Source organism: Desulfotalea psychrophila LSv54 (genome assembly GCF_000025945.1).
GTDB classification, from domain to species: Bacteria; Desulfobacterota; Desulfobulbia; order Desulfobulbales; family Desulfocapsaceae; genus Desulfotalea; species Desulfotalea psychrophila.
In genome coordinates this window covers 2,495,045-2,514,950 of the sequence record NC_006138.1, presented here as the reverse complement: position 1 = coordinate 2,514,950, position 19,906 = coordinate 2,495,045, and the positions used below count along the sequence as shown (strand labels likewise).

Here is a 19,906-nt window from a genome sequence, read left to right as displayed (position 1 = left end):
CTGCGCCTGATTATATAAATTTAAAAGATGATAGGATGTCATGAAAGTACCTTTGCTTGATTTGCGAGCCCAATTGGCTACGATTGAAGATGAGATGGTTGAGGCGGTGGTAAATGTTGTTCGCTCTACCCGTTATATTCAAGGACCGGAGGTAGAAGGTCTTGAACAGGAAATTGCTGAGTATAGTGGCGTTGCCCGTGGTGTCGGGGTAAGCAGTGGTACCGATGCCCTTTTGGTTAGTTTGATGAGTCTTGGAATAGGACAGGGGGATTATGTTCTTACCACCCCATACTCTTTTTTCGCGACCATGGGCGTTATTTTACGCGTCGGGGCAAAACCTGTTTTTGCTGATATTGATTTAGAGAGTTATAATATTGATCCGGAGAAGATGGCAGAGGTCTTGGCGGCTGATGTTGATCATAAGATTAAGGCCATCATTCCGGTCCATCTCTATGGACAGTGTGCTGATATGAAGGCCATCAACAAGCTTGCCGAGCAGTACAATATTCCCGTGGTTGAAGATGCCGCTCAGGCCATTGGCGCAGAGTATCCCCTTGTTCATGCCGATGGCAGTGTAGAGGTTAAGAAAGCTGGTGCTCTAGGCACATGTGGTTGTTTTTCCTTTTTTCCCAGTAAGAACCTTGGTGGTATTGGCGATGGCGGTATGGTTGTAACTACCGACGAAAAATTTGCCGATCATCTTGCCTTGATGCGTAATCATGGGATGAATCCTAAGTATTATCATCCAAGTGTGGGCGGTAATTTTCGTCTTGATCCTATTCAGGCGACCGCTCTGCGAGTAAAGCTACCTCATCTTAATAGTTGGCATGATGGCCGTCGCGAAAATGCCGATAGTTATGCGGAGATGTTTGCCCGCACCTCATTGCTAGATGAGGCTAAGGTGGTCTTGCCCAAGCGGGTTTATCAGGAGTTTGAAGGAGAGATTGCCGGTCGTTTTCATATTTATAACCAGTTTATTTTACGGGTAGAGAAACGCGATGAATTGCGTGACTTCTTGCTCGCGGAGGGTGTAGGTTGTGAAGTCTATTATCCGGTACCTCTGCATAAGCAGGAGTGTTTGGGGGCCTATAGCCATGGCCTTTCCTATCCAGAGGCTGAAAAGGCCGCCGATACAACCATTGCCCTGCCAATTTATGCTGAACTTACTGCCCCCATGCAGCAGTATGTGGTAGATAAAATAGCTGAGTTTTACAGCAAAGATTGCTAAATATTTAGATATTTTTCAAGCTACCCTTGTGTAATAACATAAGTATGAAATATACTTATGTTATTACACTTTTCTGGGCCGTAACTTTGCCCCTTGGCTCGGGAAAGTACAACCGTAAATTTTCCCCCTTTGAAAAATTATTGTGAGTACACGATTTATTTATATATTTACTGTTCTTACAATTTTTCTTTCCGCAACCTCTCTTTTTGCGACTCCCATTGTGCCTGAACATGATATTGTTATTGTTTTGCCCGCCCCCCCTGCCTGGAAGGAGGATTGGAATAGGGCTCGCACGCTGGTTAGGGACGGAAATTACAAAAAGGCAAATGAGGTTTATAGGGGACTGATGGAGCAACGTCCTAGTGCTACGGTAATTCGTTGGGAATACTGTCAACTGCTCTTTGCTCAAGATGATTTCTCCGGAAGTGCTACCCTTCTCTCTACTCTTCTGGAGGTGGATAGTCAGAGTCCGGAATATCAGCTTTTTGCCGGTCGTCTTGCCTTAAAACAAAAAAAATATGGAGAGGCAATTCAGCTTTTTCAAAAGGTCTTTGCCAAGGTTCCTCTTACTAAACCAGGGTTACTTGCGGCAAAAAAAATGGCCGAGATTTTTTTGCAGGAGGGCAAGGTCGATGCCGCTCTCTCTTTATTACGTCAAGTTTTTGCAAGAAGCCCTGATGACTTAGAGACAGTGAAAACTCTTGCCCAAATTTGTCTTAATAGGGAGTTGTTTGCCGAGGCAGAAAAATATTTTAATATTCTTATGGAACAAAAAGGCTTACCTGCAAGGTTTGCTCTACAGGCAAGTGCTGTTTTTATAAAAGATGAAAATTATCACTCCTTTTCTCATGCCCTGCAGGAGTATTACCTGCAGATATACCCCTACGATTTGGAGGTGCACAGGGAACTTGCCGATGTTTACCTGAATGCAGGTGACGGAAAGAGAGCCTTGCCCCATCTTCGTAAGCTGACAGAGGGACGTGACGTTCAGCATTGGCTCTCTGTTGCCAGAATATACGAAAACACTCTGAAGAGACCCGATAAGGCTCTTGCCTACTACGAAAAATATTTACAAAAATATCCTAAAGATCAAGAAATTCAAGGCCAGGTGGCCCGCCTGCAAGGCCTTCTTGCCCGGGAATTTATAGCAAGAGGTGTTGGGGGTGAGCAGCTCAGGGAGGATCTCTCTGCCCTGACCTCTTCTCCTGAAAAAATTTACATAAAGATGGCTAACCAGCTTGGGCAGGGTGGAGAAAAGAAAAAGGCGTTAAAACTTCTTGCCAGCCTTGGTAGACCAAAAAATGATAGCAATATCATTGCTATAGCTCGTATCTACTCTGCTCTTGGTGAAGACAAGAAGAGTTTAATCTATATGGATTTTGTCCCGGTAAAGGCTAGAGATCAGGCCTATTATCTGTTTCGGAGAGAAATGGAACAGAATATGGCACTCAAGTTTGAGGCATATCTCTCTTCTTATTCCCTTTTCTTTTTAGAGACACCTGAGAGAGCCTCCCTTACTGTTTTACTGAAGGGTGCGGAGAAATTTGGCAGGCTGGATGATATTACTCATATTCTTGCCGTTACTGAGGCTCGAGAATTGATCTACTCGGATATATCTCTTCTCTTAACTGTTGCTCGAATTTATGCAAGCAGTGGTCTCTTCTCTCGGACAGAAGACCTCCTGAAGAGGGCAGATAGCTTGGTCAGCTCAGATCTTGACGACAGGGTTCAGCTCTGTCGAGCGGAAATATTACGTCAGGAGGGATTTGTCTTTGATTCCGAACGAATCTTACGCCAACAATTAGGCCGATCCGTCTTTCCCCTTGCTGCCATAAAGGCTCTGGTTAAGTTAGATTTGCAACTCTCTCATTTTGACAATGCCAGAAAATGGCTCAGCTACTTAACAGTTCAGGCTGATCAGTTAGAAAGTGTAAATCTTCAACTGATAGAAACAGAACTGGCGCTTCTGCGGGTTCAGATACTTTGGGCAGAGGGACGTTATGATATTGCTGAGCTTGTCTTAAGTAACAGGCTTCACTTTTTGGAAAAGACAAAGTCTGCTTCTCCCTTTGCAAGTTTAAAGAAACGCCTGAAAAATTCCCTGTGTATAACTTGGTTAGGGCAGGGGAAGGATGAACAGTGTCTGGAATTTTTTTCCAAGGAGGAACTTTCCTCCGAAATTATTTCAAGGCTTCAGGAACCGGCGGACGATAAGTTCAAAAGCGCATCCATTTCATCGCTCTTTGCGCTTGCTGAGCAAGCATATCGAGATCGAAATTACGAAATATCTCTCAGGTATTTTAAACTGCTGGATAGCAAGCTTGATGACAGAGTTTTTATTAAAAAATCTCTTGGCGATTGTCTCTTTGCCCTTGGCAAATTTAAAGAAGCATCACAGCAGTACCTGTTGCTGTTAAAGGAATTTCCCGATGAAGAATTTTATCGTGGACGTTTAGCTGATGTTACCGGACGCCTTGGCCGGAGCAAAGAGGAGATAAGGCAACTGTTGGGTGTCGAAACTGTTACAGACTTTGCCCAAAAAATACAACTTTCAGTGAACTCTTCCCCCACTACCCAAAAATCCTTGCGGATAGCGCGGGCATTATGGCTGAGTGGAAGCAAAGAAATATCTCTTTCCCTCTATAAAGAATTGATAGACCAGCTATTCTTTAATTTGAGCGAGTTGAAGAGTCTTGGTTCAACAGAGAAAGATTCGGATACCTACTGGCAGGGTATTGTTCAACTATTTTATCAAGAAAATAATATATTTGAACAGTCCATGTCTCCAGATTATCTGATTGCCCATTTGGGAACCCCAGAGGCAGATCTGATTGTTCGCCTTTATCCTACCTACAGGTGGCATAGATTAATCAGCAGGGAGTACGAAGCTCGTAACGCGGCCCATCAAAAGAAATTACTCCTTGCCGAGAGAAACTATAGAAAGCTCTTTAGTGAAGAGGCAAGTTCAGAGGCGATAATTGATCTTGCCCCTATATATAAGCGTCTTGGCCAGTATAATAAGGAGGCCCAGATTTATCAGTCTGTCCAGGAGGCAGGTCGAACTCTTCCTGATCTGGATGAATCTATTGCCCTAAACAGAGAGCAACGACGCCCACAGCTTCGTCTGGAAACAGGGATGGATAATCGTCAAGGACGAGAAGGCGCTATTAATATGAGAAAATATGTCTCTAGCCTGCGAGCAAGTCTGTTGCCAACGCCTCAGCAAGAGTTCTATTTTGATTATCGGGCTACGGATTATAATGGTGCTGATCAGGATAGTTTTGGCCAGTACCTTGGTGCTGGTGCCGGTATTGATTTTACAGATGATATCTCCCTGGCTATCAGGCTTGGCGGTGAACATCTGAACAGTGATGGTAGGGTGGAGATTTCGGGTTTGGCTCAGTTGAACTATCGCCTTTTAGATCAACTCCGCTCCTATGTTGAGATCAGACGAAGACGGGTTGATGATACCATCGTTGCAGTTGATGGCGAGATCTTTGCCGATGATATTGGCGCAGGGATTGTTCTGGAAACACCGGTGGGTTTTGACCTTGGCCTCGACTATACCCAGAGTTTTTTGACCGATGGTAATAAGCAAACAAAATTTCATCCCTGGTTTTTTTATAATATATTCGGAGATACAACCCAGTTAAATTTTCAATATGACTTTTTATATTTTGCAGGAGATGAGGTAAATCCTGAGCTCCCCTATTGGAGTCCAGAGGACTATAGAGAACATAAATTGTCTCTTTATTTTCAGCATCAGTTTAACAACTCCGGGGAGGAGGATGAGTTAGAAAGTTTTTATTCCCTTGGTGGTGCCGTGGGTTTTGAAGACGATCAAAATATTACTTATACGGGAAAATTTGATATTTTCCTTGAAATGAATCAACATTTTCTATTAAATGGTACTCTTCTATATACACGAAGCGATGATTATAATGAGAGTCAAGCTCGAATAGGTATTAGTTATCGTTGGTAGAGCTATGTAATAATTTTATTTTAAACAACTGAGTTTTGTATTAAACTCTCTTCCTGTGTGGAGTGTGTAATAAACACATTCTAACAGGAATTTTTTTTTATGGAGGCAGGTAATGATCGATCGTATCCCTATGTCTGTACGGGGAAATAAGAAGCTTAAAGAAGAACTCTTGCGTCTTACGCGGGTAGAACGTCTCGATGTTGTCAAGGCGATAGAGGTGGCACGTGAGCACGGCGATCTCAAGGAAAATGCTGAATACCATGCAGCAAAAGAACGTCAGGGCATGATTGAAGCACGCATCATGGATCTCAAAGATAAGCTCGGTCGCGCTGAAGTAATCGATTGTCTGCAGGTTTCCTGTAAGCGAGTGGTTTTCGGTACCGTTGTTGTCTTGCTCGATCTTGATACCGATGAGGAAGTCACCTATCAGTTGTTAGGCCCTGAAGAGTCGGAGGTGAAGGCTGGCTCTATTTCTGTACTTTCTCCCATCGGTCGTAGTATGCTGAGTAAGGAAGAGGGCGACGAGGTTGTAACGAAGACCCCCGGTGGTACCAGAGAGTTTGAAGTAGTTGAAATTAAAACCGGTGATTTCGCTTAATGAGATATGGTCTAATCGCCTGTCCGTGGCTGTGGATGGTTTAAGTTTTGTTTGTTTTCTGAATCCTTAGGTGGAGATTTTTGTATGAAGGTTCTTGTTGTGGGTTCTGGTGGGCGTGAGCATGCCCTTGTGTGGAAAATAAAGCAAAGTCAGAAGGTTGAGGAAGTTTTTTGTGCGCCTGGCAATGCAGGGATTGAAGAACTTGCTACCTGCGTCAATATTTCAGCGACCGATATAAAGGGTTTGCTTCATTTTGCCCAGAAAGAGAAAATTGATCTTACCGTTGTAGGGCCAGAATCATCTTTGGTTGCTGGTATCGTGGATCTTTTTGAAGAAAATGGCCTGCGTATATTTGGTCCCAGCCAGGCTGCCGCAATCCTTGAGGGAAGTAAGGTTTTTACCAAAAACTTTTTGCAAAAATATTCTATCCCGACTGCAGCCTTTGGTGTCTTTACCGAGCGAGAGGCGGCAAAAGAGTACATCGAGCAACAGGGTGCACCCATTGTAGTAAAGGCAGATGGGCTTGCCGCAGGTAAGGGTGTTGTGGTTGCTAAGACCATCGAGGAAGCCAAAAAAGCCGTCGATGAAATTATGCTTGATAAGGCCTTTGGTGAGGCTGGTGATAGTATTGTCGTGGAGAGTTGTCTCTTGGGTGAAGAGGCATCCTTTATCGCCTTTACCGATGGGAAAACAATTCTTCCCTTGCCTACCTCTCAGGATCACAAGGCCGCATATGACGGGGATAAGGGGCCCAATACAGGCGGAATGGGTGCCTATTCACCGGCACCAATAGTGACCGATGAAATTACAGAATATGTGATGACAGAGGTTATGCTACCAACGATTAAGGGACTTGCCGCTGAGGGACGTCCCTATAAGGGTATGCTCTATGCTGGCCTGATGATCGATGGCGATGATATTAAGGTGCTTGAGTTTAACTGTCGATTTGGTGATCCGGAGGCCCAGCCTCTTCTCATGCGTCTTAAAAGTGATATTATTGATATCTTTGAAGCATGCATAGATGGTACCCTTGATCGGGTCGAGATGAAGATTGATCCACGCCCCACGGTTTGTGTGGTTATGTCCTCCGGTGGTTACCCCGGAGCATATGCCAGTGGTGATATTATTACCGGTTTTGAGCAAGCCGATAAGGTGGATGGAGTCGAAGTGTTCCATGCAGGAACTGCGAAGGAGGGTGAAGCTATTGTTAGCAATGGTGGTCGAGTATTAGGTATTACCTCCATTGGTAAAACTCTTGAGCAGGCACTGGAGAGGGCATATAAGGCAACAGACTGTATTACTTGGAATAAGTGCTTTTATCGAAAAGATATAGGTGGCAAGGCCCTGGCTAAAAAGCTGGCGAAGCCGAGTAAGCCTCTTGTCGGTATTGTCATGGGCAGTGATTCGGATCTGCCAACCATGAGGGCAGCCAGTGATTTTTTACAGAGTGTTGGCATTCCCTATGAAATGACCGTTGCCTCGGCGCATAGAACTCCGGAGAGAGCAGCTGAATATGCCAAAACTGCGTCGGCACGTGGGTTGAAAATGATTATTGCCGGAGCAGGCATGGCGGCTCACCTTGCAGGAGTTTTAGCATCTCATACCGATCTGCCTGTAATTGGCGTTCCTCTTGACGCCTCATCCCTGCAGGGAATGGATGCACTGCTGGCGACGGTACAGATGCCTCCTGGTATTCCCGTTGCAACCATGGGTATAGGAAAATCAGGAGCAAAAAATGCGGCAGTATTAGCCCTACGAATTTTGGCCCTGAACGATCATACTCTTGCCAAAGAACTTGTCAATTTCCGGGAAAACATGGTGAGGGAAGTTGAGGAAAAAGCAAAACGAATTCAGTAGGTTTCACCCGCTATCCCACAGCCTGAAGAGTAGTATTCTTCAGGCTGTGGATGTCATAAGAAGGGGTGGCATTGTTGCCTTTCCCACCGAGACAAGCTATGGTCTTGCCGTTGATCCATATAACGTCGAGGCCATAGAGCGCCTTTACTCCTTGAAGGGACGCCACAGGTCAAAGCCCCTCCTCCTACTTGTGGCAAACCATGCACAGCTGTTGGACTGTGTATGTGCCATTCCTCCTCTATATAAGCCCCTTATCGCACGCTTTTGGCCCGGCCCTCTGACCCTTATTTTTCAGGCAAAGGAGACGATTCCAGCAATTCTCACCGGTGGTAGTAAGACCATTGCCATTAGACGTTCTCCTCATCCCGTGGCCCAGTTTTTTGTTGAAAGTGCAGGTATTCCACTCACCGCTACCAGTGCAAATTTCTCTCAGAAAAAACCCGCATTAACCGCTCAGGATTGTTTACATATGTTCGGTGATCTCGTTGATTATATTATTGATGATGGGCAGAGAGGCCTTAATGGTTTTTCAACTATACTCGCCGTTAAAAAAGAGGGTCTTATTGTCATTCGTGAGGGAGAGTTGTCTCTTAAGACAATAGCTCGAGAGCTTGATATAGGGTGTTGAGGGCGCCGCCTTGTATCTGCAGGAATTGGTTGAGTGGATAAAAATAGTGACAAGGCCATCTGTGGTCGTTTTCTTAGAGGAAGGGGGAAGCTTGATTTACTTATCCTCCACCCCTCTGTCAAATATCATTGGTTCTTTTTTTACATAAAGGATTTTAAATATGCAATCATTACAATATCTCTATCGCTATGGCATGGGGCCTTCATCGAGTCATACCATTGGGCCTAACAATGCAGCTCGGCTGTTTAAAGCCAAGAGCAAAGATGCAGTATCTTATCGGGTAAGCCTCTATGGCAGTCTCAGCCTAACGGGTAAGGGCCATCTTACTGATAAGGCCATCATTACGGCCCTTGCCCCAATCCCCTGTGAAATTGTTTGGATTGATAAAGAGTTATCCTTTCATCCCAATGGCATGAAACTGGAGGCCCTTGATGGTGCAGGCCAGGTAATAGATGAGTGGACCACCTTTAGCATTGGTGGCGGAGAGTTGCGCGATGAGGGAGCAGGAGCTAGTGAGCAGCCTCATATCTATAGTCAAAAATCCATGGCAGATGTTCTTGAGTGGGCAAGCTTTTCAGGCAGACCAATTTGGCAATTGGTGGAAGAGACAGAGGAAAAGGGCTTTGTCGAAGGCTACCTCGCTGATATCTGGATGAAGATGCAGGAGAGCATCGACGCCGGTTTAAAGAGAGAGGGGGTGTTGCAGGGAGGTTTAAAATTAAGCAGAAAGGCCAGAGATTTTATGGTTCAGGCCAGGAGGTTAAAGGATACCGAGGGACGTACCGGTCTCCTCTCCGGTTATGCCCTAGCCGTAGCTGAAGAAAATGCTGATGGTGGTTTTGTGGTTACTGCTCCCACCTGTGGTTCCTGCGGTATCCTGCCAAGTGTTCTTTACTATTACTTTTTTGAAAAGGGCCATAGTATGAGAAGTATTTTAAATGCGATGGCTACCGCTGGTATTATTGGCAATTTGGTTAAAGAAAATGCCTCTATATCCGGTGCTGAGGTAGGGTGTCAGGGTGAGGTGGGTACGGCCTGTGCCATGGCTGCAGGTGCTGTTGCTCAACTCATGGGTGGTTCACCAAGACAGATTGAATATGCTGCGGAAATGGCACTGGAGCACCATCTTGGCCTTACCTGTGATCCTATTTTAGGACTTGTTCAGGTGCCCTGTATTGAACGCAATGCCTTTGCGGCAGTAAAGGCCGTTGCCTGTGCAGAGTATTCCCTACTCTCCGATGGCAGTCATTTAGTTTCCTTTGATAAGGTTGTGAAGACCATGCAAAAAACTGGTCACGATATGCTTTCCCTCTATCGTGAGACCTCACTTGGTGGTCTTGCCACCTCATATTTTGAGACGCATAAGTAGGTTGGGCCGGATGAAAATAACCATGGCCCCGAACGGGGCCATGGTTATTTTCAGTTTACGCCTGCTATCTTGTTAGCTGGCGATATTTGATACGGTGGGGCTGATCTGCCGCTGTACCAAGTCGTGCCTTCTTGTCTTTCTCGTAATCAGAGTAGTTACCTTCAAACCAAACCACCTGAGAGTCACCCTCAAAGGCAAGGATATGAGTGGCAATGCGATCGAGAAACCAACGATCATGGCTGATTACTACGGCGCATCCGCCAAAATTTTCCAAGGCCTCTTCAAGGGCACGCAGGGTATTTACATCAAGATCATTGGTGGGCTCATCAAGAAGGAGAACGTTACCACCCTCCTTGAGGGTTCGGGCCAGATGGACCCTATTACGTTGACCACCGGAGAGCAGGCCTACCTTTTTCTGTTGCTCTGTTCCTGAAAAGTTGAACTTGCCGACATAGGCGCGACTATTCACCTCTTTGGTTCCCAGCCAGATGGTCTCCTGTCCCTCGGAGATGGCCTCCCAGATGGTGCTTTCTGGATCAAGATTTTTCCCTCGGGCCTGCTCGGAGTAGGCAATCTTTGCCGTCTCACCTATGCGGATAGAACCGCTATTAGGCTCCTCTTCACCGGTAATCATCTTAAAGAGGGTACTCTTGCCGGCACCGTTTGGTCCGATAATACCTACAATACCACCCGGTGGAAGGCTGAAATTCATATTTTCAACCAAAAGACGATCACCAAATCCCTTGCAAATATCCTTGGCCTCGATAACAACCTTACCAAGACGCGGACCACTGGGGATAAAGATCTCCAGTTCCTTGGCTCTCTTCTCGGTATCCTGGGAGAGAAGGTTTTCGTAGGAACTGATACGCGCCTTTGATTTGCTTCGCCGTCCCTTAGGGGACATTTTTACCCATTCAAGCTCACGCTTAAGGGTACGTTGACGTTCACTCTCCTTCTTCTCTTCTTGGGCAAGTCTCTTCTGCTTCTGATCAAGCCAAGAGGAGTAGTTGCCCTTCCAGGGGATACCGATACCACGATCAAGCTCAAGAATCCAGCCGGCGACGTTATCAAGGAAGTATCTATCATGGGTTACGGCAATAACGGTTCCTGCATAGGTTTGCAGGTGGTGTTCAAGCCAGGCAACAGACTCAGCATCAAGATGGTTTGTTGGCTCATCCAGAAGAAGAATATCCGGCTTTTTAAGAAGGATACGGCAGAGGGCAACCCTTCTCTGCTCACCACCGGATAAAATTCCACAGGTGTGATCTGCTGGAGGGCAGCGGAGAGCCTCCATGGCCATATCAAGTCGGCTATCCAGGTCCCAAGCTTCAAGATGGTCGAGCTTTTCCTGAACCTTTGCCTGGCGATCGATGAGGTCTTGCATCTCGTCATCGGTCATGGGTTCTGCAAACTTTTCATTAATCTCATTAAACTCAGCAAGAAGATCAACGGTTCCCTGAACCCCCTCTTCTACAATTTGCCGTACGGTCTTTTCAGGATCAAGATCCGGTTCCTGAGGGAGATAGTCGACGGTAAGACCTGCAGAGAGGGTGGTCTCACCATTATACTCTGTGTCAACTCCGGCAAGTATCTTAAGCAGGGTACTCTTACCCGAACCGTTGAGCCCCAGTACGCCAATTTTGGCGCCGTAGTAGTAGGAGAGGGAGATGTCCTTTATAATAGGTTTGTCATCATAGTACTTACTTACCTTCATCATCGAATAGATGATTTTTTTGTCATCGGTACTCATGCATATCCTCTAAATCTAATCTTACACCTGTAAGATATTTTTGAATAAAATTATGAACACATTGCTTCTTCATAGATATGGAACACTATTCTACAGAATAGCAGAAAAAAGAGCAGATATCTATCTGTTCTTTAAAAGGTAGTTATAGTAGCCATTTACTTTGCCAATAAGATTTTCTGTCTCTTTATAGGGGGCGTGCTTGCCATGATAGAGATATTTGCTGTACTCTCCGGCATTCCAGGCAGTGATGACCAGTTCCAGCTGACCATTAAACTTATAATTATATTTTGCAATAAGGTAACAGGTGAGGAGAATATTGATAGCGGGGTTAAAGAGATCATTTCTCCGCAGGTTTTTCAGTCTACTTTCACGGATATATTTAAACTCTATACCAGAGTCTGCCAGTTCACGTCCTGCAATCCTGGCTGTGGAGAGGATAATTTGGCCAAGACCATATGCTTTTTCCGGAGAGATGGCCCGTGGATTTGCACTTGACTCGGCAAGGATGAGGGCGTGAATAAAATAGGGGTTTACCTGATGGCGGGGAACGAAATAGGCAAAAGAGGAAAAATATTTTACCAGATGGTCATATGATTCCATTTTATTAAGGAAAACCTCGGGAACGTTGACCCTCTGGTATTTTTTGACATAGTGTTGCAATTCAGCCTGCCCTGCGACAGGTAGCAAGAGGAACAAGAGAATTATTACAGGCTGTAACAGCATAAGATGAAGCAATCTATTCATGAATTTTATGGTGTATATCAGATTGTAAAAAATGGGCTGCGACCCGGTAGAGAAGATAGGGATCCTTGACCCCGGTCATCTCTCTAATGGAGTGCATGGCAAAGCTTGCCGCACCAACATCAATGGTCCTTACCCCGAGTCGAGCTGAGATCATGGGGCCAATGGTAGAGCCGCAGGGCATGTCGCTTTTCATGACAAACTCCTGACAGGGGACACCCGCCTCCCGGGCTATTGCCTTATAGATGCCGGCACTTATGGCGCTGGTGGCATAGCGTTGGTTAGCATTTATCTTTATGACAGGACCATAGTTGAGATCAATATTGTGATTTTCCTCTGACTTTTCCGGATAATTTGGATGAGTTGCGTGGGCATTATCCATGGAGATTAAAAAAGAGCGGGCCAGGGCGATATGTCTCTTTTCAGGCTCTGCTATGATACGCTCAATTACTGTATTAACAAAAGAGCTATCGCCACCGCTGGTGGAAACGGAGCCATTTTCTTCATGGTTAAAGCAGAGGAGCATGGTGTTTTTGGCAAAACCTGCATCTATGATAGCTCTGGCACCGGCATGACAGCTTAACTGATTGTCAAGGCGACTGGTGACCATAAACTCCTCTTCCAGCCCGAGAAGGGATGGTTTCTGCTGATCATAGCAGAAAAGATCAAAGGAGAGGATCTCCTCCACGCTAATGGCCGGATACTCCCTCTCTATCTGCTTTTTGAGGATGGTGTTGAAATCGGGAAGACCCGCATTAATTTTTTGGCTCAGGAGCGGCTCCAACTCTTTTTGAGAGTTAATACTCCTGTTCTTATTGGCCTCTCTGTCCAGATGAATAGCCAGACTTGGAATACAGAGCAGAGGACGAGCAAAATCAAGGAGTATTTTTTGGTACTCCCCCTCCCCGCTACGAACGAGTACCCGACCGGCAATAGAGAGATCACGATCAAACCAAGTGGCCAACAGGGCACCGCCATAGAGTTCTACCGCCAGCTTGCAGTAGCTTTTTTTATGATGAAGAGGGTGAGGCTTAAGCTGAAGGCTGGGGCTGTCGGTATGAGCACCGAGCATTCTAAATCCATCTTCCAGACGCTCTTCCTGTCCCAAGGTAAAGGCGATCAGGGCTCCCTGGTCTCGGACGACAAAGTATCCTGTCCCCTGTTGGAGATCCCAGCTCTCTCCCTCGAATAGCTGACAAAAGCCATTGGCCTGAAGCATCTGCCGTATTGTGGCGGTGGCATGGAAGGCAGTTGGTGAGGAGGAGATAAAGTCTATAAGGTTCTGAGCATGCTGACGGAAGTCGTTCATGATTGTTGTGTTCTATCGTGTTAGAAGGGGATTTAGGCAATGAGAGAGAGCGACTCATTTGCCGGTGTTGCAGTATATGCCTGAACCATTAATCGTGTTCTATGCTGAGGGGGCGCTGCCTGCTTAGAGGACTCAGCAAGCGGTTCACCATGCTTGTCTGCCCCTGGCTCAGCAGCTTTACCTAATGAACCGTTTTCCCTATCTTTTTTAGCAAGCTCTTCCCGGGCTCTCTGCTCCTTTGCTGTCGCCTGAGCTGCTACCTGTTTATCGGCCCCGGAGGGATTTGCCGGGGCAAGGGCGGCCTGACGAACGGTGCGCATCTTACTAATCGTTGCCTCAGGGGTTTTTTCCTGACTGGTGTCAATCTGAACAGAACCCTCTACCGCATAGGATTTGCCATCGGGGCCTTTTTCATAGCTCAAATTTGCACCGCCCCGGGCATAACCACCGGCGGCGGCCAGATGGGCCTGTTCGTGTACCTGTACCTCGGTATCCCGTTTTTGTAATTTTTGTACCTTTTGCAGGTCAGTAAAGGTCAACTCTTGGGCGATACCTGCCTTGGCCAGAGCCTTGCCCTCTTCAGAGAGTTCTACCCTGTCTCGGTGGGACCCCTCCTCTGAATTTTTTTCTTCTCCTGCCCTTGTTTGGCTTTTGTTTATTGACTGTAACTGCTTGTTACCAATAAAAGCTTCTTGAGAAGAGAGTGAGAGCTTATCCATATGGCTACTGTTCCAGGTTTTTCTCTAGCATATAGAGATTTTCAAGATAGTAATCGCGTCTCTGTATATTTTGCCCATGGGTTTCAAGTTCTTTGATGGTCTTTTCGAGAAAAGGTCTAATATCAATACCATGACGGTTAAGGCCCTTCTCCTCTGCCTGATGAACAAAAAAGAGAGCATAGTAGCTGAGAATAGTGCGTAGATCAAGATCCCGGCGAAACATATAGAGTCTTCCCCCCAAGGTATTGAGAAAAAAGCAACCATAGTCGTAGAGGGCTGTTGGGGGCAGGCTGACCCCATACTGCTCTTTAAGGGTATCTGGCTGTTGGAGGATGAGGTAGAGATCCGCGGCTACTGACTCTACTTGATTGTTCTCTTTATCTAATACCTCTTTGATCAAAGAAATATTTTTCCCACCAAGTACTCGATAGAAATGAGCCGTATTTTGCAGAAGGGTAAAGAGATCATCGGATTCTCCTGTGATAACGGGGGGGTTGTCGACAATATCCTGCAGTAGCTTGCTAAAATGAGCCTTGCTGCCCTGGCTGAGTTGGCGTTTCTCTATATAGGTCTCTTTATCGAGTTGGGAGAAAAAGGTGTTCAGTTGGCTTGTGGCCTGATAAATGGTAAGAGCTTCTGGCTTGGCCTGTTGCTTTTCAGCAATTTCAACTTGTTCTGGGAGGGATATATTTTCCCCCGCAATGGTCTCTATATTGTCAGGAGCGAGGAGAACTGAACTCTCTACTGTATCTGCTTGATCTGTTGCCTCTGTCTTTATGTCAGTGGCTACTGCCTTAAGCGGAGACGATTCCTGCAGAGAAGTTGCTGTTTCTCTGCTAAAATACCAGACGATGGCGCAGATAATGGCGAGGGAGATAATAGCTGCAACACCTATCTTTTTAAAGGTGCTTCCTGTTTGTTTTGTTTGCTCTTCCATGTACCTATTCCTTATCTTTATATTTGAAAAATATCCTGTGCAGTGTACTGTAATTTTTTTTTTAAGTCACGGATCTTTATAAGATTTAAATATGATTTAGGAAAACACGTATGAAGAGTTAGGAAATGACTTTTTGTCCTTGACCCATCTCCTCTAACCCACTATTTTAAATTATGAAGTGGAATGAAAAAATTGTAAACAGACCTTGAGCTCTGTTTTTATATTGTAAGTAGATTTTTAACCTATTTTGTTTTCATTTTTTACTGGAGGAACACCCATGACTATTTCCGTAGTAGGACACTCTAATCCTGATACTGACTCGGTATTTTCTGCAATTGCCTTTGCTACCCTGCTCAACGCTCAGGGCCAGGAAGCTCAGGCATGTATGCAAAGTGCTGCAGCTGACCTTAATCCCGAGTCAGCTATGCTTTTGGCTCGCTTTGGCCTTGCGGCCCCAGAAGAGATCGGTGATGTGGCGGGACAGGATGTGGCTTTGGTAGATTTTAGTGATCTGAACCAAGGACCTGCTAATCTCGCCACGGCAAATGTTGTAGCTGTTGTCGATCACCATAAGGTTGGTGATTTGACCACCAACAGTCCAATTCTTTTTCGGGCAGAGCCTGTGGGCTGTACTGGTACTATTTTGAACAAGATGTATAAAGAGGCAGGTGTGGCAATTCCTCAGGCAGTAGCGGCAGGAATGCTGAGCGCAATCTTAAGTGATACCGTAAACTTTAAATCCCCAACCTGTACAGAGGATGATAAGATTGCCGTTGCTGATCTTAAGGCTGTGGCAAAAGTTGAGGATACTGAAGAGCTTTTTATGGCGATGCTTGAGGCTAAGTCTTCGGTTGACGGTGTGCCTGCCAAAGATCTTCTCTTCCGTGACTATAAAGATTTTGAGATGAACGGTAAGAAGGTAGGAATAGGTCAACTTGAGCTTGCCAACCTTGAGCAGGTTGCTTCCATTCGTGCTGATCTGCTGGCCGCCATGGAAGAGGTAAAAGCTGATGGTCGTCACTCTGTTCTGCTAATGCTTACCGATGTGGTTAAAGAGGGAACTGATCTGGTTGTTCTCTCCGATGATCCGGCTCTTATTGAGGGTGCCTTTGCTGGTACACTTGAGATGAGCGCCATGTGGATTGAGGGAATGATGAGTCGTAAGAAGCAGACCGTTCCTAATTTACAGAAGGCCTTTGGTTGTTAATCAGTTCTAGACCGTAGTATGAAAAAGGGGCTGATGCATTGCATCAGCCCCCTTTTTTTTGTCAGATTGTATTGTGAAAAGTTAGTCGATGATAGCCTTGACGACGGAATCTTCGAAGAGCATTTCCGAAACAGGTACAAATTCTACCTGATAGCTGGAGCCCTTCTGCTGCTTCAGTCTTTGTTGCAATTTTTTCATCTGTGCCGGTATCCCTGCCTGTTCCTCTTGCAGGAGGCCTAACTCTGCCTGACTTCCCCCCTGTTTTTGCATGCTTTTTATCTTGTGGGCGTTTATCTGTTTTTTACGCTCCAGATTATTAAGGGCAAAATAGTTGCTCTTCCAAGTTATTTTTGGTGAGAGGGTTATGTCGAGCACACCGAGATATTGTCCCATGGTCTTGGTCTGGGTAATAAGTGTCTTGCCAACAAGGCTTGGCGAGAGATTATTTATTTTGGGGTCACTACTAATAATAACGTTTATCCCGGGGTAAAATTTGGCTATTTCCATGTTCTCCTGGTGGAAAGCTCGGAGAGGAGAATGATAAAATCAAACTTTTTCTTCATAAGAGGAAGCTGTTTTTTCAGTACCGCCCGCCATGAATCAACCAGTAACCGATCTTTACCCTTGGTCTTTTTGCTCAGGGCGGTAATGCCAATATTAAGATTCCCCGCCTTTACCGTGGTATATGGGGTAAAGAATGTTTTTTCCCCATCTCCCACAATATTCAGTGAAATAAATGGCATCTGTGAATTTTGAGGTAAGGCAATGCTTTCGGCATAGTGGCCAGCCAAGTCAAAACTTCCTGCACAAATAGCTGTATAGCCCATCTTTCTAAAGGCACGGGCAATTTTTCGCGCCTTTTTTTGGGCCAGAGTGTTTTTTGAACTCTGGGATGTTTTAAAGAGTAGATTGCCCGATTCAACAATAATAGGGATCTTGCTTGAATCTGCAGTGAGTTTATTTAAGAGTGACGCATGCCTAGACAGACCGCCTAGCTTATTTATCGCTCAGCCAGTATTACCTATCTGGCCCAGGAGATTGCTGCTAAATATGACCCGTATATCTTGACTTGCTGTTGCGTTTGCCGGCGCATGATAGAGAAACACCGCAAAAAGAGAGCAAAAAATAGAAAAAAACCGCATATAACCTCCTGTTATAAATATAAATGAGATATTATTTGATTACGAGTCTATAGCTCTGGCCATCAAAGCTAACGAGGTCATCTTGAGCAAGCTGGCAACCTCGTCGTGTTTCTACTTCACCGTTTACCTCGACAGTTCCTGCCTGGATATGTATTTTTGCTTCAAATCCATCCTGCACGGCACTGGCTAGTTTCAAGAACTGGCCCAGGCGGATGGGGAGTTCGCTTACTACAACATCTGTTACTTCTTGATTCATATTTGTCCCTGTTTTAAAATAGCCTTAAATTAGTGGCATAGCCCCGTAATGTTTTTATATTTTATATAAAAAATCTCGACAATGAGGCAGAATTCAACTACCATTTCTAATGGAAGGATTGTGTGGTGGGGCGCTGTAATTTCTACCGGCGCTCTTCCTATCTAAGTTTCTTATTACAAGTGTTTATAAATACCATGTGGGGGTTAATTATGGCTAGTTCAATTTTTATTCTGAAAAAAAATATTATTTGCTTATGCGCCGTGAGTTTTTTGTTTCTGGGCGGATGTAATAACTGGAAGAATCAACAGTCCGGCTCTGAAATGGCTCCGCCTATTTCCGATGAAGAGTTGACACCAATTTCTGCATCTTTGGCCGGTTACGAGGATATCGAATTGCCCATTGAAATGAAGCAGGGAAAGAATATGGCCATTCGGACAGGTTCGTTTCGGGGCGGAGTTTATGAATATGTGGGCAAGGTAGAATTACATTCTCTGCGCGATTATATTGCTAACTCCATGGCAGACAAGGGCTGGAATCTTGTGGGTGAGGCTGATTACGATAAGGTCATGCTGGCCTTTACTAAACCAAGTAAGACCTGTCTGGTTGTGCTGAAAAATGGTTCGGGATCATCCTATGGTAAAACCTATGCAAATTTTTACGTAACCTATGACATTGCTGCCGCCCACCACTTAACGCCCTTTGGTGAGCGTGAAGAGAAGAAGTAATATGCAGAATCTTTGGGGACATTTTTAGCTCAGCTAAAAATGTCCCCGTACCACTTTGTAGAATTATTCTTCTGTCCTGTTCATTTCCTGCTCAAAGACGGTGGTAAGCCGAACAAAGTCTTGGATGGAAAGTACCTCCGGCCGGAGGCTAACGGCAAATCCCGCCTTTTCAATAGTCTTTTCAGTCATCGCTTTATTTTTGGCCTTATTTTCTTTTTCAGCAAAGAAAAATGATGCGGAGCTCAAGGTGTTAAGGATGGTCTTACGACGCTGACTGAAGGCGCTCCGGACAACGCGGCTGAGCAATTCTTTATTGTACTCAGGGAGCTCTGGCGGTTTAGTAAAATCGACTGTAATAACCGCAGAGTCAATCTTTGGTCGCGGATGAAATTCTGCCGGCTTCAGCACCATCTTCTTTTTGATGGAGGCACAGCAGCCGAGAAGAATTGTAGGAATACCATATTCCTTGGTACCAGGCTTGGCCAGGAGACGGTCTGCCACCTCCTCCTGCAACATGATGGTTGCAGTGGGTATGATATCCCTGTGCTCAATGAGTTTAAATATAAGCGGATGGGATATGGAGTAGGGCAAATTCGCCAGAATTTTGAGCTTGCCACCGCATTTTTCCGCAAGGTCGCCAAAACCTACCTTAAGCACATCCTGATGAATAAGGGTAACATTATCAGGTAAATCCTGTTCCTCTTCGTGGTATTTAATAATACCATTGTCAATTTCTATGCCATAGACATGTTTGGCCTGATGGGCCATGGGCACCGTCAGGGCTCCGAGACCAACACCAATTTCTGTAATGATATCGTCTTCGCCTACCTCGCCTGCGCGGACAATGGCCTCTGCTGTCTGTTTATGGACAAGAAAGTTTTGCCCAAAGCGTTTTTTGGGAGCAAGCTTATGTTTCTTAAGGTCGGTGCGGGTTCTTCCGTAACTACTCATAATATCTCTAACCTCTGTCAGAGGTCCTTTTTTGTTGTGTTATAGAAAAAATTTTTAAGGAAATAAAGTAACCCATCAAGCCGAGGGGAAGGGCAAATACCGCTCCGCCGGCAACAAGCAGGGTAATGGTTTGATAACCCTGATCAAGGAGAATATAGATTGAGGCAATAAAGCCATCTGCCTGCTCAAACATCTTCATAATAGAATAGATCTTCGCTGAATCTAAGTGGTACGGGGTTACTTTATTTCCGAAATAAACAGAAAGATAATAGATGGGAAAAAAGGTTAAGGGGTTGCAGGCAAGCCAACTGAAAATAATACCGGCAGCGGTAGAGGTTCTCGTTGCAAGGGTAAGCGCAATTATTATGATGGTATGCAGGGGGACAATGGGTGTCAAACCGATAAAAATCCCCCAAAAAATGCCGCCTGCCACAAAATAAGGTTTTCCTCTTAACCGTATTATTCGAAGAAAAAAATATCTGCCAGTACGTTTTAAATTCATTCAGA

The 19,906-nt window shown here is 45.3% G+C and carries 18 protein-coding genes; 8 read left to right on the top strand and 10 right to left on the bottom strand.

The genetic code is table 11. The features are described from left to right. Nucleotides 1–40 precede the first annotated feature (40 nt). The 6 genes from DP_RS11190 (at nt 41) to DP_RS11165 (ending at nt 9,662) form a co-directional block, all read left to right on the top strand. Nucleotides 41–1,228 (top strand): DegT/DnrJ/EryC1/StrS family aminotransferase, encoded by a 1,188-nt coding sequence (locus tag DP_RS11190; protein WP_011189432.1) that lies wholly within the window; start codon nt 41–43, stop codon nt 1,226–1,228. Between the two features lie 142 nt (nt 1,229–1,370). Next, the gene (locus DP_RS11185) at nt 1,371–5,210 is read left to right on the top strand and encodes a tetratricopeptide repeat protein (protein WP_011189431.1); all 3,840 of its coding nucleotides are present in this window, start codon (nt 1,371–1,373) and stop codon (nt 5,208–5,210) included. Nucleotides 5,211–5,322: 112 nt separating this feature from the next. Continuing rightward, nucleotides 5,323–5,808, top strand: a complete 486-nt coding sequence (greA, locus tag DP_RS11180) for a transcription elongation factor GreA (protein ID WP_011189430.1) — start codon at nt 5,323–5,325, stop codon at nt 5,806–5,808. Between the two features lie 84 nt (nt 5,809–5,892). Continuing rightward, nucleotides 5,893–7,665, top strand: a complete 1,773-nt coding sequence (gene purD, locus DP_RS11175; RefSeq protein WP_011189429.1) for a phosphoribosylamine--glycine ligase — start codon at nt 5,893–5,895, stop codon at nt 7,663–7,665. Beyond that, entirely contained in the window at nt 7,637–8,293 is a 657-nt protein-coding gene (locus tag DP_RS11170) for an L-threonylcarbamoyladenylate synthase (protein ID WP_011189428.1), read from the top strand. The genes purD and DP_RS11170 overlap by 29 nt, the downstream gene beginning before the upstream one ends. Before the next feature lie 160 nt (nt 8,294–8,453). Continuing rightward, entirely contained in the window at nt 8,454–9,662 is a 1,209-nt protein-coding gene (locus DP_RS11165; RefSeq protein WP_011189427.1) for an L-serine ammonia-lyase, read from the top strand. A gap of 64 nt (nt 9,663–9,726) precedes the next feature. Here DP_RS11165 and ettA read toward each other — a convergent pair whose 3' ends face one another. The 5 genes from ettA to DP_RS11140 form a co-directional block, all read right to left on the bottom strand. Continuing rightward, the gene (gene ettA, locus DP_RS11160; protein WP_011189426.1) at nt 9,727–11,412 is read right to left on the bottom strand and encodes an energy-dependent translational throttle protein EttA; all 1,686 of its coding nucleotides are present in this window, start codon (nt 11,410–11,412) and stop codon (nt 9,727–9,729) included. Nucleotides 11,413–11,532: 120 nt separating this feature from the next. Further along, nucleotides 11,533–12,012 (bottom strand): lytic transglycosylase domain-containing protein, encoded by a 480-nt coding sequence (locus tag DP_RS11155; RefSeq protein WP_228130140.1) that lies wholly within the window; start codon nt 12,010–12,012, stop codon nt 11,533–11,535. A gap of 136 nt (nt 12,013–12,148) precedes the next feature. After that, nucleotides 12,149–13,462 carry a M18 family aminopeptidase gene (locus tag DP_RS11150; RefSeq protein WP_011189424.1) on the bottom strand — a complete coding sequence of 438 codons (1,314 nt, stop codon included), beginning with the start codon at nt 13,460–13,462 and terminating at the stop codon, nt 12,149–12,151. Nucleotides 13,463–13,494: 32 nt separating this feature from the next. Next, nucleotides 13,495–14,181 carry a putative metalloprotease CJM1_0395 family protein gene (locus DP_RS11145; protein WP_011189423.1) on the bottom strand — a complete coding sequence of 229 codons (687 nt, stop codon included), beginning with the start codon at nt 14,179–14,181 and terminating at the stop codon, nt 13,495–13,497. A gap of 4 nt (nt 14,182–14,185) precedes the next feature. Continuing rightward, entirely contained in the window at nt 14,186–15,118 is a 933-nt protein-coding gene (locus DP_RS11140; protein ID WP_011189422.1) for a hypothetical protein, read from the bottom strand. A gap of 277 nt (nt 15,119–15,395) precedes the next feature. On the opposite strand from DP_RS11140, the gene DP_RS11135 reads away from it, so the two are divergent. Continuing rightward, complete coding sequence (locus tag DP_RS11135) at nt 15,396–16,325, top strand: manganese-dependent inorganic pyrophosphatase (protein ID WP_041277923.1); 930 nt, start codon at nt 15,396–15,398, stop codon at nt 16,323–16,325. A gap of 81 nt (nt 16,326–16,406) precedes the next feature. Here the strand turns inward: DP_RS11135 and DP_RS11130 are convergent, their stop codons facing one another. The 3 genes from DP_RS11130 to DP_RS11120 all read right to left on the bottom strand — a co-directional run bounded on the left by DP_RS11130 (nt 16,407) and on the right by DP_RS11120 (nt 17,723). Beyond that, nucleotides 16,407–16,832, bottom strand: a complete 426-nt coding sequence (locus DP_RS11130; protein ID WP_011189420.1) for a hypothetical protein — start codon at nt 16,830–16,832, stop codon at nt 16,407–16,409. Then, on the bottom strand, nt 16,823–17,116 hold the full coding sequence (locus DP_RS11125; protein ID WP_156792280.1) for a hypothetical protein: 294 nt from the start codon (nt 17,114–17,116) through the stop codon (nt 16,823–16,825). Before DP_RS11125 ends, DP_RS11130 begins: the two co-directional genes overlap by 10 nt. 382 nt (nt 17,117–17,498) lie before the next feature. Beyond that, the gene (locus DP_RS11120; protein WP_011189418.1) at nt 17,499–17,723 is read right to left on the bottom strand and encodes an RNA-binding S4 domain-containing protein; all 225 of its coding nucleotides are present in this window, start codon (nt 17,721–17,723) and stop codon (nt 17,499–17,501) included. Nucleotides 17,724–17,932: 209 nt separating this feature from the next. Here DP_RS11120 and DP_RS11115 point away from each other — a divergent pair, with 209 nt between their 5' ends. Beyond that, the gene (locus DP_RS11115) at nt 17,933–18,448 is read left to right on the top strand and encodes a hypothetical protein (RefSeq protein WP_011189417.1); all 516 of its coding nucleotides are present in this window, start codon (nt 17,933–17,935) and stop codon (nt 18,446–18,448) included. 63 nt (nt 18,449–18,511) lie between these two features. Here DP_RS11115 and rsmA read toward each other — a convergent pair whose 3' ends face one another. Together rsmA and DP_RS16985 are read right to left on the bottom strand one after the other, a co-directional pair. After that, nucleotides 18,512–19,399, bottom strand: coding sequence for a 16S rRNA (adenine(1518)-N(6)/adenine(1519)-N(6))-dimethyltransferase RsmA (rsmA, locus tag DP_RS11110; RefSeq protein ID WP_011189416.1), 888 nt, complete (start codon nt 19,397–19,399; stop codon nt 18,512–18,514). Between the two features lie 7 nt (nt 19,400–19,406). Further along, nucleotides 19,407–19,901 carry a DUF2062 domain-containing protein gene (locus DP_RS16985; RefSeq protein ID WP_011189415.1) on the bottom strand — a complete coding sequence of 165 codons (495 nt, stop codon included), beginning with the start codon at nt 19,899–19,901 and terminating at the stop codon, nt 19,407–19,409. Nucleotides 19,902–19,906 lie beyond the last annotated feature (5 nt).